The sequence below is a fragment of the Streptomyces sp. NRRL F-6676 genome, from assembly GCF_000725625.1.
Lineage (GTDB): Bacteria > Actinomycetota > Actinomycetes > Streptomycetales > Streptomycetaceae > Streptomyces.
The window spans coordinates 1-15,805 of sequence record NZ_JOHS01000015.1 but is presented as its reverse complement, the minus strand read 5'-3'; the positions used below and the strand labels follow the sequence as shown (position 1 = coordinate 15,805).

At 69.8% G+C, this 15,805-nt stretch carries 14 protein-coding genes; 9 read left to right on the top strand and 5 right to left on the bottom strand.

Going from position 1 to position 15,805, the window contains the following annotated elements; genetic code table 11:
* Positions 1 to 18: 18 nt before the first annotated feature.
* Positions 19 to 1,326 (top strand): NRAMP family divalent metal transporter, encoded by a 1,308-nt coding sequence (locus IO29_RS12300; protein ID WP_030382705.1) that lies wholly within the window; start codon positions 19 to 21, stop codon positions 1,324 to 1,326.
* A 60-nt stretch (positions 1,327 to 1,386) separates the two neighbouring features.
* Here IO29_RS12300 and IO29_RS12295 read toward each other — a convergent pair whose 3' ends face one another.
* Positions 1,387 to 1,875, bottom strand: coding sequence for an STAS domain-containing protein (locus IO29_RS12295; RefSeq protein ID WP_051707546.1), 489 nt, complete (start codon positions 1,873 to 1,875; stop codon positions 1,387 to 1,389).
* 794 nt (positions 1,876 to 2,669) lie between these two features.
* Between IO29_RS12295 and dnaK the strand changes: the two genes are divergently transcribed.
* From dnaK to IO29_RS12265, 6 genes are all read left to right on the top strand, one after another.
* Positions 2,670 to 4,553: a molecular chaperone DnaK gene (dnaK, locus tag IO29_RS12290; protein WP_030382703.1), complete on the top strand. Its 1,884-nt coding sequence runs from the start codon at positions 2,670 to 2,672 to the stop codon at positions 4,551 to 4,553.
* Between the two features lie 50 nt (positions 4,554 to 4,603).
* Positions 4,604 to 5,236 carry a nucleotide exchange factor GrpE gene (locus IO29_RS12285; RefSeq protein ID WP_063738130.1) on the top strand — a complete coding sequence of 211 codons (633 nt, stop codon included), beginning with the start codon at positions 4,604 to 4,606 and terminating at the stop codon, positions 5,234 to 5,236.
* Positions 5,237 to 5,251: 15 nt separating this feature from the next.
* A complete protein-coding gene (locus tag IO29_RS12280; protein WP_051707545.1) occupies positions 5,252 to 6,277 on the top strand; it encodes a DnaJ C-terminal domain-containing protein in 1,026 nt (341 codons plus the stop codon).
* Positions 6,274 to 6,609: a chaperone modulator CbpM gene (locus IO29_RS12275; protein ID WP_030382700.1), complete on the top strand. Its 336-nt coding sequence runs from the start codon at positions 6,274 to 6,276 to the stop codon at positions 6,607 to 6,609. Before IO29_RS12280 ends, IO29_RS12275 begins: the two co-directional genes overlap by 4 nt.
* An 8-nt stretch (positions 6,610 to 6,617) precedes the next feature.
* Positions 6,618 to 9,257, top strand: coding sequence for an ATP-dependent chaperone ClpB (clpB, locus tag IO29_RS12270; RefSeq protein ID WP_030382699.1), 2,640 nt, complete (start codon positions 6,618 to 6,620; stop codon positions 9,255 to 9,257).
* A gap of 457 nt (positions 9,258 to 9,714) precedes the next feature.
* Entirely contained in the window at positions 9,715 to 9,888 is a 174-nt protein-coding gene (locus IO29_RS12265; protein WP_158709319.1) for a hypothetical protein, read from the top strand.
* 202 nt (positions 9,889 to 10,090) lie between these two features.
* On the opposite strand, the gene IO29_RS40005 is transcribed toward IO29_RS12265, so the two are convergent.
* Positions 10,091 to 10,222 (bottom strand): hypothetical protein, encoded by a 132-nt coding sequence (locus IO29_RS40005; protein ID WP_267881976.1) that lies wholly within the window; start codon positions 10,220 to 10,222, stop codon positions 10,091 to 10,093.
* Positions 10,223 to 11,000: 778 nt separating this feature from the next.
* Positions 11,001 to 11,411, bottom strand: coding sequence for a hypothetical protein (locus IO29_RS12260; protein ID WP_051707544.1), 411 nt, complete (start codon positions 11,409 to 11,411; stop codon positions 11,001 to 11,003).
* 212 nt (positions 11,412 to 11,623) lie between these two features.
* Between IO29_RS12260 and IO29_RS38485 the strand changes: the two genes are divergently transcribed.
* Positions 11,624 to 11,833: a hypothetical protein gene (locus IO29_RS38485; RefSeq protein ID WP_033225314.1), complete on the top strand. Its 210-nt coding sequence runs from the start codon at positions 11,624 to 11,626 to the stop codon at positions 11,831 to 11,833.
* A 498-nt stretch (positions 11,834 to 12,331) separates the two neighbouring features.
* Positions 12,332 to 14,428: a SpoIIE family protein phosphatase gene (locus IO29_RS12255; protein WP_033225313.1), complete on the top strand. Its 2,097-nt coding sequence runs from the start codon at positions 12,332 to 12,334 to the stop codon at positions 14,426 to 14,428.
* A 124-nt stretch (positions 14,429 to 14,552) separates the two neighbouring features.
* Here IO29_RS12255 and IO29_RS12250 read toward each other — a convergent pair whose 3' ends face one another.
* On the bottom strand, positions 14,553 to 14,972 hold the full coding sequence (locus tag IO29_RS12250; protein WP_030382696.1) for a hypothetical protein: 420 nt from the start codon (positions 14,970 to 14,972) through the stop codon (positions 14,553 to 14,555).
* The gene (locus IO29_RS12245; RefSeq protein WP_051707543.1) at positions 14,969 to 15,694 is read right to left on the bottom strand and encodes a hypothetical protein; all 726 of its coding nucleotides are present in this window, start codon (positions 15,692 to 15,694) and stop codon (positions 14,969 to 14,971) included. The genes IO29_RS12250 and IO29_RS12245 overlap by 4 nt, the downstream gene beginning before the upstream one ends.
* Positions 15,695 to 15,805: the final 111 nt, after the last annotated feature.

The following is a 15,805-nucleotide window of genomic DNA, read 5'->3' as shown; positions in this document are numbered from 1 at the left end:
AGAGGAGAGGCCACGCTCATGGAGCGGAACTCCACCACGGCACCCGCTGTCCCCGACGCGCCCGCCACGGCTGCGCCGGACCGGCCCGCGCCGCGCTGGAGGCGCCGCCTGGTCACCGCCCTGGCCATCGCCGGTCCCGGCCTGATCGCCGCCAACGCGGGTAATGACGCGGGCGGGATCGCCACCTATGCCTCGGCCGGAGCCCAGTACGGCTACCGCACCCTCTTCTTCATGCTCCTGGTCACCGTCGCACTGGTCGTCGTGCAGGAGATGTGCGCCCGCCTGGGGGCCTACACCGGTGTCGGGCTCGGCGGACTGATCCGTGAGCAGTTCTCCGTCCGCGTCGCCTCCTTCGCCCTGCTGTGCCTGATCATCGCCAACCTGGGTCTGGTGGTCTCCGAGTTCGCCGGCATCGGCGCCGCCCTCGAACTTCTCGGCGCCTCCCGCTACATCGCGGTACCCCTCGCTGCGGCGGGAGTGTGGGCGCTGGTCGTCTTCGGCTCCTACCGGTACGCGGAGAAGATCTTCCTGGTGCTGTCACTGGCGTTTCTCACCTATCCCATCGCCGCCATGCTGGCCCACCCCGACTGGGGACAGGCCGGAGCCCAGCTGGCCTGGCCGCACTTCGTGGGCGACAAGGACTTCCTGCTGCTCGGGGTCGCGCTGATCGGCACCACGATCACCCCGTACATGCAGTTCTACGTCGCCGCAGCCGTCGCCGACCGCGGGATCGGCCCCGCCGAATATCCGCAGGAGAAGGCCGACACCGTCGCAGGGTCGATCTTCGCCAACGTCATCAGCATGTTCATCATCATCGCCACCGCCGCCGCAATCACCACCCGGGCACCACTGGACTCCGCGGCAGAGGCCGCCTCCGCGCTGAAGCCGGTGGCGGGCCGCTTCGCCGAACAGCTCTTCGGCCTCGGGCTGCTCGGCGCCTCTGCCCTGGCAGCCGCGGTGGTCCCCCTGTCCACCTCCTACGCCGTCGCGGAAGCCGTTGGCGTGGAAAGCTCCGTCTCCCGCCGGTTCCGCGAAGCACCCCTGTTCCTCGGGCTGTTCACGGCACAGGTCTGCATCGGCGCCGCCATCGCCCTCGTCCCCGGCAACCTGATCCAGCTCCTGGTACGGGCCCAGGTCGTCAACGGCCTGATCACCCCGATCCTGCTCGCCTACGTCCTCACGCTGGCCAACCGCCGCAACGTTCTGGGAGACGCCGCCAACGGCCCCGTCTTCCGTGCCGTGGCCACCGTGTGCGTGTCCGTGACCGCCCTGCTGTCGGCCATCGTCCTCCTGCAAACCCTCCTGGGCTGGCTCGGCATCGGCTGATGCACAGGGGAACCGCCGCCGGGTCGTTGGCAGATGCCGGTCGGTTGCGGCCGGGTTCCGTCAAGCCACTGCCGGTTCCGGTGCGGTGGCGGGCCGGGCCGAAGGAATGCCAGGGCCAGGGCCTGGCGCTGCCAACGGGGCAGCCGCGCAGTGACGGCGCCGAGCGGTACCCGTGGTGCGTGCGGTACCGGTCGGTTGCGCGCCGGTCGCGGTCAGCAGATGCCCGGTGCCGGTCGCGGCGAGCAGGCGGGCAAGCTGCGGCCGCACAGTCCCGGACAACTTCAGGGCGCATCCGGCGCATTGCGCTTCCCGGTGCAGGCTGAGCAGAGTCTTGAGGCCATACCAGTCGCAGAAGGCCAGTTCGGAAACGTCCACGCGCACCACGTTCGGACGGTGCGTCAGGCAAGTCCGGACCGTCTGCACCAGCTGCTCGGCGGTGTCCAGGTCGAGTTCGCCGGCGACATACACGGCGGCACAGTCGCTGGTCAACAGCGCCTCGACATGCAGGCCGACCGTAGCGTCTGTACCCATCCGGGCGGGGCCGGTCACCGGATCGCTCCCACAACCAGCCGCCCCATCACCGCCGAGTGGGCAACCTGCTCGATCTGTGCCGTGACCGTTCGGCGCCGTAGACGCCCGGCCAGGCCCGCCCACATACCGACTCGTACACCGAACGCCGCGACGGGCAACCATGACAACTGGCCCCTCACGTCTCCCCTTTCAACACAAAGGGGTGCCCGCAGCCGCCTCACGACCCGGGGAGCCCCACGACCCGCATGACCGGAACCTTTGTAACTGCAACGCAGCCAAATTGACAACATGGCACTCACCTTTCGCGCCAAGAGTCGGCGCACCACCACAACACCTGGCGATCACCTCATCCCTTCAGGGCGGATCCCGGCCGGCTGGGGCAGGCCCAGGGGCGCCGCTCCCCTCTCTGCGCCGCCTCCCGGATTGCGGCGTTCTTCTGTGCTCCTGGGGAGCGACCCCGCGCCCCTGCGTCGCAGCCCCTCCCCCGCCGCGCCACCTACCCACATCAGCGCCCGCTGGTAACGCCTGCCGGTTTGACCAGGTGGCGCGAGGGGTGCCATCGCTGCCTGGTGGCGCCGCAGTCTCGTGCAGGACCATGCGCCACCGCCCGCGGTGGCCGCCGACCAATTCAGGGTTCCGAACCAGAGGGAAAGAAGCAGAGGGAAAATGGAAACAGCGACACGAAATGGAGGTTATGGGGATAGGCGGCGGGAACTTGGAGGCGGTGCGGCCGTCCGGGACGACGTCGGTGTTCCTGGCTCGTGGTCGGCCGGCCGCCCGCAGCGGATCCGCCGACGACGGAGGAGATGATCATGGCGAAGGCTGTGGGCATCGATCTCGGTACGACGAACTCGGTGATCGCCGTATATGAGGGCCATGAGCCCAGGGTGATCCCGAACGCTGAGGGCGCGCGGACCACGCCGTCGGTGGTGGCGTTCACCGACACCGGCGAGCGGCTGGTGGGTCAGATGGCGCGCCGGCAGGCGGTGCTGAACCCTAAAGGCACGGTGTATTCGGCCAAGCGGTTCATCGGCCGCCGGTTCAGCGAGGTGGGCACCGAGGCCGAGCAGGTGTCCTACGAGGTGGTCGCCGGGCCGGAGGATGCGGCACGGTTCACCGTGCGCGGCAAGACATACGCCCCGGAGGAGATCTCGGCGGCCGTGCTGCGCAAGCTGGTGGACGATGCCTCCAAGCAGCTGGGCGAGAAGGTCACCCAGGCGGTGATCACCGTGCCCGCGTACTTCAACGACGCCCAGCGGCAGGCGACCAAGGACGCCGGGCGCATCGCGGGTCTGGAGGTGCTGCGGATCATCAATGAGCCGACCGCGGCGGCCCTGGCGTACGGGCTGGACAAGAAGCAGCATGAGACGGTGATGGTGTTCGACCTGGGCGGCGGCACCTTCGACGTGAGCCTGCTCGACGTGGGGGACGGTGTGGTGGAGGTCCGCTCCACCGCCGGGGACACGCACCTGGGCGGTGACGACTTCGACCGGCGGCTGGTGGACCATCTCGCGGACGAGTTCCAGCAGACGAACGACATCGACCTGCGCCGGGACCCGCAGGCGCTGCAACGCCTGTATGAGGCGGCGGAGAAGGCGAAGGTGGAACTGTCCTCTGCGGCACAGACGCAGATCAACCTGCCGTTCATCAGCGCGGACGCCTCCGGTCCGAAGCACCTGACGACCACGGTCAGCCGCGCCACCTTCGAGCGGCTGATCGGCGACCTGGTCGAGCGGTGCATGGGCCCGGTCAAGCAGGCCATGGCCGACGGCAAGGTGACCCCGGACGATCTGGACGAGGTGATCCTGGTCGGCGGCTCGACCCGGGTGCCGGCCGTGCAGGCGCTGGTGCGGCGGCTGACCGGCGGCAAGGACCCGAACATGTCCGTCAACCCGGACGAGGTCGTGGCCTGCGGCGCGGCGGTGCAGGCGGCCGTACTGCAGGGCGAGGTCAAGGACGTCCTCCTGCTGGACGTGACCCCGCTGTCCCTGGGTGTGGAGACGCTGGGCGGGCTGATGACGAAGCTGATCGAGCGGAACACCACGATCCCCACCCGGCGCAGCGAGGTCTTCACCACCGCCGAGGACAACCAGCCCGCCGTCGATGTCGTGGTCCTGCAGGGCGAGCGGGAGAAGGCGGCCGACAACCGGGTGCTGGGCCGGGTGCGGCTGGAGAACATCCGGCCCGCGCCGCGCGGCGTGCCGCAGATCGAGGTCACGTTCGACATCGACGCCAACGGCATCCTCAACGTCTCCGCCAAGGACAAGGACAGCGGCGCCCAGCAGAGCATCACCGTCTCCGGCAGCGGCACCCTGGACGAGTCCGAGGTGCAGCGGATGGTCGCCGACGCCGAGCGGCACCGGGCCGAGGACGCCCGCCACCGGGAGCTGGTCGAGGCCCGCAACGAGTTGGACGGCGCCGCCTACCAGGTCGAGCGGCGGCTGCGCGAGCTCGGCGACGCCGTGCCGGTGCATGAGAAGGCCCGCGCGGAGACCCTGACCGCGGACGCGCACCAGGCGGTCAAGGACGAGGCGACGCCGCTGGAGCGGATCCGGTCGCTGACGGCCGACCTGCAGCAGGTCTTCCACGGGCTGTCCGCCACCGCCCCGCCGAGCGGCGGCGGTGGTCCGGAGCGGCGGCCCGGCGGCGAGGGCGGCGACGACGATGTGATCGACGCCGAGTTCCGGCCGGAATGATCGTCGACCACGGAGTGCCGGAACCGGCAGCGAGCCGAGGGAAAGTGATCATGAAGGAAGCGCGCGACCTGTCCCCCGACGAGGGCGGCCGTCCCACAGACCCGGCCGCCGAACAGGAATCTGCTGCCCCTGAGGAACAGGCGCAAAGCGCCGCTGTGGAGAAGGAGGAAGCGGAAGCCGCGACCGCTCAGACGCAGGCCACCACGGCGGCCGAGGAGGGTCCCCGGCCAGTCGGTGAACCGGCCGCGGGCGGTGAGAGCGCCGCCGAGCTGCGGGACCGCTGGCTGCGTGCGATGGCCGAACTCGACAACCAGCGCAAGCGGTACGAGCGCACCATCGCCGAAGTCAGGGCCACCGAACGCGAGCGGGTGCTGTCCTTGTGGCTTCCGGTGCTCGACCACCTGGAACTGGCGCTGCGCCACGCCGAGGCGGACCCGAAGAGCATCATCGCCGGCGTCGAGGCCGTGCAGCGGCAGGCGCTCGCCACCATTGAGGGACTGGGCTACCGCAGGTTCGCCGAGGTGGGCGAGAAGTTCGACCCGTCACTGCACGAGGCCGCCCAGGCCCGAGACGTTCCCACCGCCGAGCCGGGCACGATCGTCGAGGTGCTCAGGTGTGGCTACCGCAGCGACGGGCAGCTGCTGCGCCCCGCCGTGGTAGCGGTGGCCAAACGGCCGGAATGAGCCGGGGAGGGGCCGATGGCGAACGAGACTCCCGACTACTACCAGGTACTCGGTGTCAAGCGGGACGCCAGCAGCGAGGAGATCCAGCGCGCCTACCGCACCCTGGCACGCCGCTTTCACCCCGACATCAACAAAGACCCCGGCGCGGAGGAACGCTTCAAGGAGATCAACGAGGCGTACGAGGTGCTGTCGGATCCGAAGAGCCGGGCCCGCTACGACCGGTTCGGCCCTGCCTGGCGCCAGGTTCCCGAGGACTACGACGAGCGGGTCGGCTCCCCCTTCGGCGCAGGCGCGGGCGCCGGCGGGCGCAGGGTCCGCGTCGACTTCGGCGGGGGCGATGTCGGCGGCTTCCCCGGCGGCGGGCTCGGCGGTGACTTCGGGGCCGGTCTCGGCGGCGTGGACCTCGAGGACCTGCTCGGGGGATTCTTCGGCGCCGGCCGGGGCGGAGGGTTCGGCCGGGTGCGTGCTCCGGGCGCCGACAGCGAGGCGGAGATCACGCTGAGCGTGGAGGACGCCTACACCGGCGGACAGCGCAAGATTTCATTGGACACGGCTTCGGGGAAGCGGACGTACGAGGTGAACATCCCGCCGGGCGTCACCGAGGGCCAGCGGATCCGGCTGGCCGGGCAGGGAGGAGCCGGCAGCGGTGGCGGCCCGCCCGGCGATCTGTATCTCCGGGTCCGCCTGGCACCGCACCCCCGCTACCGCGTCCAGGGCCGCGACATCACCGTCGACCTGCCGGTCGCCCCCTGGGAGGCGGCCCTGGGCGCCACCGTCACCGTCGACACCCCCGGCGGGCCGGCCCGGCTGGAGCTGCCGCCCGGCTCCTCCAGCGGACGCAGGCTCCGGCTGCGCGGTCGCGGCATGCCCAACCCGCGCGGCACCCCGGGCAACCTGTACGCGGAGGTGAAGGTCATGGTCCCGCCCGGCACCCCGTCCCCTGGTGAGCGCGAGCTGTGGGAGAAGCTCGCCCGGGAATCCGGCTTCAACCCGCGAACACCCACCACTACCTCCAGCAGCTCCGGAGGGCCACGCTCATGACCGCGCACCGCCCCGACACCGGGTATCCACTCGTACCGCTGCCCGCCCGCCGGGTGGCAGGTGTGGCCCTGCACGACTTCGCCGCCGCGGCCGGGATGCACCCGGACATGGTCCGCCGCTACGTCGCCCTCGGACTGCTCACCCCGGACACCGACCCGGCCGGGACCATGCGCTTCGGCTCCGCGCACCTGCTGCGCATCGCCCGCATCCACCGGCTGCGCGCCGGCCTGGGCCTGAACTACACGGCCCTGGGAGTCGTCCTGGACCTGCTGGACCGGATCGAAGAACTGGAAGCCGCCCTCGCTGGCCGCCCCGGCGTCGGCAGGAGGTGAACACCGCCGTGGACATCAACCGCCTCACCCAGAAATCACAGGAAGCCCTACAGGACGCCCAGACCAAAGCGGTGCGCTACGGGCACGTCGAGGTCGACGGCGAACACCTGCTGCTGGCCCTGCTCGACCAGCCCGAAGGGCTCGTACCCCGTCTGCTCACCGCGGCCGGAGCCGACCCCGACCAGACACGCGCCACCATCGAGGCCGCACTCAGCCGCCGACCCAGCGTCTCCGGCCCCGGCGCCGGCCCCGGCCAGGTCTACCTCACCCAGCGCCTGTCGAGGCTGCTGGACACAGCCGATCAGGAGGCCAAGAGGCTCAAGGACGAGTACGTCTCCGTCGAACACCTCGTCCTTGCGCTCATCGAGGAAGGCACCGACACCGCGGCCGGCCGTGCCCTGCGCGAGCAGGGCCTGAACCGGGAGCGGTTCCTGGCCGCCCTCACTCAGATCCGCGGCAACCAGCGCGTGACCTCAGCAACCCCGGAATCGGCGTACGAGGCACTGACCAAGTACGGCCGCGACCTGGTCGCCGACGCCCGCGCCGGCAAACTCGACCCCGTCATCGGGCGCGACGCCGAGATCCGCCGGGTCGTGCAGATCCTGTCCCGCAAGTCCAAGAACAACCCCGTCCTCATCGGCGACCCCGGCGTCGGCAAGACCGCCATAGCCGAGGGCCTGGCCCAGCGCATCGCCCACGGGGACGTACCCGAGGGCCTGCGCGACAAGACGATCTTCGCCCTGGACATGGGCTCCCTGGTCGCGGGCGCCAAGTACCGCGGCGAGTTCGAGGAACGCCTCAAGGCCGTGCTGCACGAGATCACCGCAGCCCAGGGCCGCATCCTGCTCTTCGTCGACGAACTCCACACCGTCGTCGGCGCGGGCGCCGCCGAAGGGGCGATGGACGCAGGCAACATGCTCAAGCCGATGCTGGCGCGCGGCGAGCTGCACATGATCGGCGCCACCACCATGGACGAGTACCGCAAGCACGTCGAGAAGGACGCCGCCCTGGAACGCCGCTTCCAGCCCGTGATGATCGACGAGCCGTCCGAGGAGGACGCGATCTCCATCCTGCGTGGCCTGCGCGAACGCCTGGAGGTCTTTCACGGCGTCAAGATCCAGGACAGCGCCCTGGTCGCCGCCGTCACCCTCTCCCACCGCTACATCTCCGACCGGTTCCTGCCCGACAAGGCCATCGACCTCGTCGACGAAGCCTGCGCCATGCTGCGCACCGAGATCGACTCCATGCCGGCCGAACTGGACGAACTCACCCGCCGCCTGCGGCGCCTGGAGATCGAGGAAGCAGCCCTGGCCAAGGAAGAGGACGCCGCCAGCAAGACCCGGCTGGAGGAACTGCGCCGCGAACTGGCCGACCTGCGCGCCGAATCCGACTCCCTGCGCGCCCAGTGGGAGGCCGAACGCCAGGCCCTGCGCAAGGTCCAGGCCCTGCGCGAGGAGATCGAACACACCCGCCACGAAGCCGAGGAAGCCGAACGCGCCTACGACCTCAACCGCGCCGCCGAACTGCGCCACGGCCGCCTGCCCGACCTCACCCGCCGCCTGCAGGACGAGGAGGAACGGCTCGCGACCAAGCAGAGCGGACGCCGGCTGCTGCGCGAGGTCGTCACCGAGGAGGAGATCGCGAACATCGTCGCCCGCTGGACATCCATCCCCGTCAGCCGCCTCCTCGAAGGCGAGAAGCAGAAACTGCTGCGCCTTGACGAGATCCTCCATGAACGCGTCGTCGGGCAGGACGAGGCCGTCCAGCTCGTCGCGGACGCCGTCATCCGCGCCCGCTCCGGCGTGAAGGACCCGCGCCGCCCCATCGGCTCGTTCCTCTTCCTCGGCCCCACCGGCGTCGGCAAGACCGAACTCGCCAAGACCCTCGCCGCCGCCCTGTTCGACACCGAGGACAACATGGTCCGCCTCGACATGAGCGAGTACCAGGAGCGGCACACCGTCTCCCGCCTGGTCGGCGCCCCGCCCGGCTACGTCGGCTACGAAGAAGGCGGCCAGCTCACCGAGGCCGTGCGCCGCAAGCCCTACAGCGTCGTCCTCCTCGACGAGGTGGAAAAGGCCCACCACGACGTCTTCAACACGCTGCTGCAGCTGCTGGACGACGGCCGCCTGACCGACGCCCAGGGCCACACGGTCGACTTCCGCAACACCGTCGTGATCATGACAAGCAACATCGGCTCCCAGTACCTGCTGGAAGGCGTCACCCCCGACGGCGAGATCAAGGACGAGGCCCGTAGCGCGGTGATGGGCGAACTGCGCCGCCACTTCCGCCCCGAGTTCCTCAACCGGGTCGACGACGTCGTCCTGTTCAAGCCCCTGACCCTGCCGGAGATCGAACGCGTCGTCGACCTGCTCACCGACGACCTGCGCCGACGCCTCGCCGACCGCCGCCTGACCCTCAACCTGACCGAACCCGCCCGCCGGCACATCGCCGCCGAAGGCTTCGACCCCGTCTACGGCGCCCGCCCGCTGCGCCGCTTCATCCAACGCGAACTCGAAACCCGCATCGGCCGCGCCCTGCTCACCGGCGACATCCCCGACGGCTCAACCATCACCGTCGACCTCACCGACGACCACCTCACCGTCACCTGGGCCGCCGATACGTCAGGCGCCGCAGCAGAAGCCGCCTGAACGGCCAAACGGGGACAAAAAACCTAAAAAATCTTGGACTGGGATGCATAAGTATCCTGGAGCCCGGAAACAACCATGATGTCGGAACAGTCGGAAACCGTGCATGAGAGGGAGGTGGTTGGATCCTGATCAGCACCGATCCACGTCAGGAAGGCGAACGCTGGATGAAGCAGCGGCTCGGCATGTCCGGCTGCCTCGCCAGCGCCCACGAACACCCGGCGTAGCGGCGGCGACCGTCTCGCCGTCCTCGCCTGCCGCGGCGTCGCCGGGGACCTCAGATCTGACGCGATCCGCCAACGCCAAGGCGCTCACCGGCGGAGCACACCAGGGCCTGGGGAAACCAGGCAGAGGCCCCCGGCGCACTCTGCGTGCGTGGTCGGCACGCCGGCAGTTCGCGACGAGACAGACCCCCAGGGTGCCCTGGGGGTCGCCCATGCCGCAGAAGGGAGGGCAGACCATGACGCTACCGAAGTGGCTTCTCGCACCCCTGACGGCCGGCATCGGCGGCAGTGGCCGGTCTGCACCCGGCAGGCACCCGCAGCCGAGCGAGATCTGGACGGACGTCGACTGGTACGACCGCCTCCACGCCCGCTGGCTGCCCCTCCCGCTCCCAGCGGGCCGCGGCGGCTGACACGCGCTGACCGCACCGCACGGACCGCACGGGTCGGCGAGCCTGCCCGCAGCGCCGGAATGCGGAGCCATCGGCGCCACGGTCGTGCCTTCCCGTCCGCCTACACGCCGACGGACGCGCCTTCGCCTTCGCGCCGTGGCTCCTGCGCGCACACGGCGTACGGGCAGGGCATGACTGCTGCACCGCTGGGAGTACGGTGCAGTCAGTCGGCCGGGCGGTCCCGCAGACTGCGCAGAAGCAGCCGCGGGATCATCGTGCAGCCCATCCGACGGCCGGTCGCTGCGGCGCGCCAGCACCGCACCACCGGCTCCCCGACCAGCCCGTAAACGCTCACCGGGGAAAGTCAGACACCACGGACACCACCGCGCGGATCACGGTGGTCACCGTGCTGCTGACCATCACCACCGGCCCATGCAGGCGCCTTCTCGCACGCTCGCAGGCGATGACGTCACCGCTGAGACCATCGGACACGGATGGGGAAGCCGGTCAGTCTCCGATAGACCAGCCAAGGGCTGAACGACTCCACCGAGAGCATCCATGCACGGCCCAACGAACGATCAAGGGCCTTCATCGGTGTGATGTCACCCGATCGGTCTACTGCCTTCGCGCCGAGCGTGCGAAGTTCCCCCGATCGGCCCAGCCTTGGACCAGGAGTTTCTGTCCGCTGCATTCCCGTGATCATTGCTTCACCGGGAGTCGTCATGGTCGTGATAGCTCTGGTCCTGCCGGTGATGCTCCTGCTGATGCTCTTCGGGCTGGACGCCTTCGAGAACTTCCTGTTCCCCTCACCGGCTGCGTCTCCCCCAGGGAATGCCATTGCCTGCTCCAGCAACTCCCTGAGCATCGGCTCGACAGCGGGCCCGTCCCTCGTCGACGCCGGCATCGCCGCTCGCCTCGCACCAGCACCACGAGTGAACAGCAAGTCCCCCATGCCAGCCACCGAGCGATGCGAATCCTAGGCATTCCGGCTCACGCAAAGAACGATCCTGATCCTCGGGTTGCGCCCGCACGCGGTGCCACCAAGGACTGTCGCGCCAGGCATCCAGCGGCACCGCGGCCGGGCGGGTGGTGTGCCACCGAACGATCAGCGAGCCGGGTCGTCCTGGCGCGGGTCAGCTCGCATCAGCACCGACACCACCTCCCGGTGCTCTGCTGAGCCGGCCAACGCGGTCCCGCAACAGGGCCGCGAGCCCGTGCGGGTCACCTACGGACAGGGCAAGGCGCGCATACGGACTCTGCCAGTGGTAGAAGTCGACGACGAGGGCAGGCGCATCCTCCATCAGCGCCACGAAGTCGCGGCCCTTGGCGTGGACCAGCTCTCCGGCACACCAGCGCCCCGGCCGGAACCGGTAGTCCCGGCCCGGCGTGCCGATCCGCAGCGCCCGCCACCACGACGGCTCAACCCGCACCTCTGCAACGGGCTCGAGCGAAACCCTCAGCGTCCGCCGACGTGCAGCCACGGCCAGGCGCCACGGCAGGCGGATGAGGAGATGATCACCATCCACCCGTGCCTGTACCAGCACGTCAACAACCCCCTTTCTTGAGTCGCCTGCTATCAAGAAAGCGCTTCGTTGGTTGTCATATTCCTTGCCTCGTTGTATATGAGTGAGGTGTGACGGCGCCCCTGCTGCTGGCGGCGAGTCATCCGCCTGGCGCTCGCTTGCCGGGGCCTGCGGGTCGCGGGGTGCCCGCGTCGTTTCCCAAGACCGCGCATCCGAACAGGGAAGGGCAGGACGTGGCGATGGATGCTCTGGTGTGGCTGCCGTTGCCGCTGTGGGCCGGGGCCTGCAGCAGCGTGTGGTCCTGGTTCGCCGGGAAGCACGATCGCCGTCCGCCCCACCTAGATGCCCGGCATAGCGAGAACCCGTACGGCACGCTCGACGCCTTCTGCGGCAGGCCGTCCAAGGCCGGCACTCCCGCACTGGCGCAGAGCCCGTCCGGCTGAGCTGTCCGACACCATGATCCGGAAGGACACACCGCCGTGATATCCGCTGTCGTGGTCCCCTTGATACTGCTCGCCCTCGCCCTGGCACCCGGCCTGTACCAGGACTGGAAGGCATACCGCCGGCAGACCCGTCTGCCCCTGCCACCGGCCCGAGCCACGCTGCCCGGCATGCTCGGCGCTGCGGCTGCCTGGCTGCGACACCGCTTGATGCGCTGGACCGAATCCATCGGGATTCGCAGCCGCCACTCGAGCGCTCGTCTTCCGCATGCCGGGCACGAGGCACGCCGAGACACTGCGCCGACACCCGCACTCCACTCCCGAGGCGGATAAGCCACCTCGTTGGGGCCACCAGCGTCAGCGCAGAGGCAGAGCTCCGTCCGCCGGCTTTGAGGGTGCGGAGCCGCTGAGCGCACGAACGGGCGTGGCCGCGAACGGCAAAGCGGGACAATGGACGCCAGCAAGCGTCCTGCCCGCTACAGCAGGCTGGGAGGAGGCCAGATGGCCGACGACGCACGGTTCCCGCCGGAGCGCATACGGGCCGAGCATCCGACGGCCGGCCCGTCAGCCCCGGGCAGTCTGCTGGATGTCCTCAACGTTGCCGCGGTCGTCCTGGATGCCAAGGGGCGCATCGTCTTCTGGAGCCCCCAGGCCGAGCAGCTCTTCGGCTACACCGCGCAAGAGGCGCTTGGCGAGTACGCAGCCCGCCTGCTGGTCGCCGAAGAACACTTCGCCCTCGTCCTGGACCTGTTCCAGCAGGTGATGACCACCGGCGAGAGCTGGGCCGGGGTCTTTCCCGTGCGGCACAAGGACGGCTCCACGCGTCTGCTGGAATTCCGCAACATGCGCCTGCTGGACGATCTCGGCGACGTCTACGCCCTCGGTCTGGCGAGCGACCAGAGCACGCTGCGCGCAGTGGAGCGCAATCTGGCCCTGTCCGTGCGCCTCGTGGAGCAGTCGCCCATCGGGGTTGCCGTCCTCGACACGGATCTGCGGTACGCGGCGGTCAACCCGGCGCTCGCCCGCATCAACGGCCTCAGCGCTGAGGAGCACCTGGGCCGCACAACCCGGGAGATCCTGCCCGGCATCAACGCCGACGCTGCAGAGCAGATGATGCGGCGCGTCCTGGAAACCGGCCAGCCCGTCCTGGACTGGGAGCTGGTCGGCCGCAGGCTGGCGGACCCGGAGAACGACCACGCCTGGTCGGTGTCCCTGTACCGGCTCGAGGACGCCCGCGGACGGGTCCTGGGAATTGCCGCTTCCGTCATCGACGTCACCGACCGCTACCGCGCGAGGGCCGAAGCCGACCAGGCCCGCCACCGCCTCGCCGTGATCGCCGACGCCTCCGCGCGCATCGGCACCACACTCGACCTGGACAAGACCGCTGCCGAACTGGCCGACCTGATCGTGCCGGACCTCGCCGACATCGCCACCGTGGATGTACTCCACGACGTGCTGGACACCTCAAGCAGCGACCCAACCGAAAACCCTGCGCTCATGCGGTCCGTAGCCACCGCGGCAGCCGACCCGGCCCTGGCCCGGGCCGTGACCGACGCCCTCGGCGCCCATAGGCGATACACCGCGGACCAGTTCGTCACCTGCTGCGTCACATCCGCCACGCCGGTGCGCCTTCAAACCCTGGCTCCCGGCGACCTTCGCCGTATCACCCCGGACGGACCTACAGCCGACCGTCTGAGGGCGGCCGGAGTGCATTCCTACCTGGCCGTACCGCTGTCCGCCCGCGATCAGGTGCTGGGCGCCATCGAGCTTTTCCGGGCCCGCAACGAGCACCCCTTCACGGCCGACGACGCTCTCCTGGCCTGTGAGCTGGCCTCCCGCGCCGCGGTCTGCATCGACAACGCCCGCTGGTACCGGCGGCAACGCGACATCGCGCTCACCCTCCAGCGCAGCATGCTGCCACGCCCACCGGACCGGCTGGTGGGACTGGAGGTGGCCACCCACTACCGGCCCGCCGGCATGGTCAGCGAAGTGGGCGGCGACTGGTTCGACACCATCGCACTGCGCGACGGCCGGACCGTCCTGGTCGTGGGCGACGTCATGGGCAGCGGCATCAACGCTGCCACCACGATGGGACGACTGCGTACCGCCACGCAGACACTGGCCCGGCTCGCCCTCGACCCCGCTGACATCCTCGTCCACCTCGATGAGATCACGGCCGAACTCGACCCGTACATCGCCACCTGCGTCTGCGCCGTCTACGACCCCCACCAGGCCCAGATCCGCATCGCCAGCGCCGGACACCTCCCACCCATCCTGATCCGCCCAGGCGCCAGAGCCCACCCGCTCCACCTCCCTGCAGGCACACCCCTGGGGGTGGGCGAGGCGGCCTTCGCCGCCACCACCGTCAGCCTCGATCCAGGGGACCGGCTGGTGCTCTACACCGACGGCCTCATAGAAACCCGTCACGACGACATCGACCTCCGCCTGGCCGCCCTGCTGGACCTCCTTCAGAGCAAAGACGAGCCGCTCCAGGCAACCTGCGAACGCCTGCTTGCCCTGCGGCACCCCGACGAACGCGACGACGTAGCCCTCCTCCTGGCACGCGCCCTGCCCCCTTCAGGGCAACCGCGCACCTAGGCACCGAGGCCAGCCTCTGCATCACCGACAGCGGCGCTCAAGCCACTGTGCGACGTCGCAGGGAGCGGTCCGTCGGAGCCGCATTGCCCGACTGCCGAGGACGTGACACGCAGATCGCCGGCCGTCACCGCCGCCCGCCGGGCAGCCGTGTTACTTGCTGAGCTGCTGCAAGCTCTTCGCGCGCTTGGGCGAGCTCGAGTGACAGCTCGGCTGTGGCGCGCACGAGGGCGCGGACCCGCTCTCGCTCCGCGGCGAGTTCGGCCTTGGTCTTCGCCAGGGCGTCCCTCAACGCGGCGTTGGCCTCGGCCATGTGCTGGGCGACCTGCGGGGTGAAGTTCTGTGCCTTGGCCCGGGCCTTGAACTCGTCCACGAGGTCCTTGTGGTCGCCGTAGACGATGTCGCGGCGTAGCCCGCACTCGGCGATCAGCTCTGTTCCGGTGAGTTTGCCAGCCGTCGAGCGAAAGGGCGTTCCGGCCAGCAGACGCGTCGCGGCGGCTTGTATCGCCTCACGCTCCGCATTGCGGTCTCTGTTCTTGCGGGTCATGTGGTCTGACCGCCCTTGGTGTGTGCGGCTCCTGGCCGCGATGTCTCGTGTTGCTCGATCACGGCAAGGATCTGGTTGGCTTGTGCGGCGGCACGGTCCCGGCGAGGGCGCGGGGTCATCGGATCGCGCGCTTCCGCCATCAGGGCGGGCAGGCGTGTGCGGTGTTGGGCGATGTCCCGGTCGGTGTACGCGAGGTTGGCGCAGGTGCTGCGGCACAGCGATTCATCGGGGCCGTCGTCGACGGGCAGCCCGAGCAGGAGATTCTCCTTGCGGCATGCCGCGGTTTCCGCACGATGCACGCAGGTCATGGCTTCGCCGTGGTGGATGTCGGTGTCCGTCTGCGCCAGGAGGCGGTTCACACTGGCCTGTGCCCGCACGGTGCGGCCGAGGAACACTGCGGCGCCGGCGGTGCGGCGGCGGTACTCCGCGGCGGCCGGGCCGCTGACGTGCTCGTGCTCTTCCTCCAGGCGGGTCCAGTCGTCCTCGGACTGTTCCAGGACCATCTCCAGGCGCTCCACGGCGAGGTCGTCGAGCCAGGAGTCGTCGTCGTTCGCGGCGTAGTTCAAGGTCACTTTCGTCTTGAGGTGGCCGTACTGCAACGCGGCGGCAATCAGGCCGCGGGGCCGGCGCACGATGAAGTACGCGAGCGTGCGGCGGAACCGGGAGGCGTGCAGATGCTTGACCGGGTCGGGCGGTATCGCAGGAGTGCCGCTGACGGACATGAAGGTGGAGTTGAGTAATTGTCAAGACTTGTGGGTGAGTTGAGTTTCAGGCGACTTCGAGGTCCTCGACGAGGTGGCCGTTTTCGAAGCGGGCGCCGGAGCGGACGAGGG

What these genes read in the sequence shown, in the direction of transcription:
- IO29_RS12300 (WP_030382705.1), top strand. Translation starts at nt 19, where the DNA reads ATGGAGCGGAACTCCACCACGGCACCCGCTGTCCCCGACGCGCCCGCC.
- dnaK (WP_030382703.1), top strand. Translation starts at nt 2,670, where the DNA reads ATGGCGAAGGCTGTGGGCATCGATCTCGGTACGACGAACTCGGTGATC.
- IO29_RS12285 (WP_063738130.1), top strand. Translation starts at nt 4,604, where the DNA reads ATGAAGGAAGCGCGCGACCTGTCCCCCGACGAGGGCGGCCGTCCCACA.
- IO29_RS12280 (WP_051707545.1), top strand. Translation starts at nt 5,252, where the DNA reads ATGGCGAACGAGACTCCCGACTACTACCAGGTACTCGGTGTCAAGCGG.
- IO29_RS12275 (WP_030382700.1), top strand. Translation starts at nt 6,274, where the DNA reads ATGACCGCGCACCGCCCCGACACCGGGTATCCACTCGTACCGCTGCCC.
- IO29_RS12265 (WP_158709319.1), top strand. Translation starts at nt 9,715, where the DNA reads ATGACGCTACCGAAGTGGCTTCTCGCACCCCTGACGGCCGGCATCGGC.
- IO29_RS12255 (WP_033225313.1), top strand. Translation starts at nt 12,332, where the DNA reads ATGGCCGACGACGCACGGTTCCCGCCGGAGCGCATACGGGCCGAGCAT.
- IO29_RS12250 (WP_030382696.1), bottom strand. Translation starts at nt 14,972, where the DNA reads ATGACCCGCAAGAACAGAGACCGCAATGCGGAGCGTGAGGCGATACAA.
- IO29_RS12245 (WP_051707543.1), bottom strand. Translation starts at nt 15,694, where the DNA reads ATGTCCGTCAGCGGCACTCCTGCGATACCGCCCGACCCGGTCAAGCAT.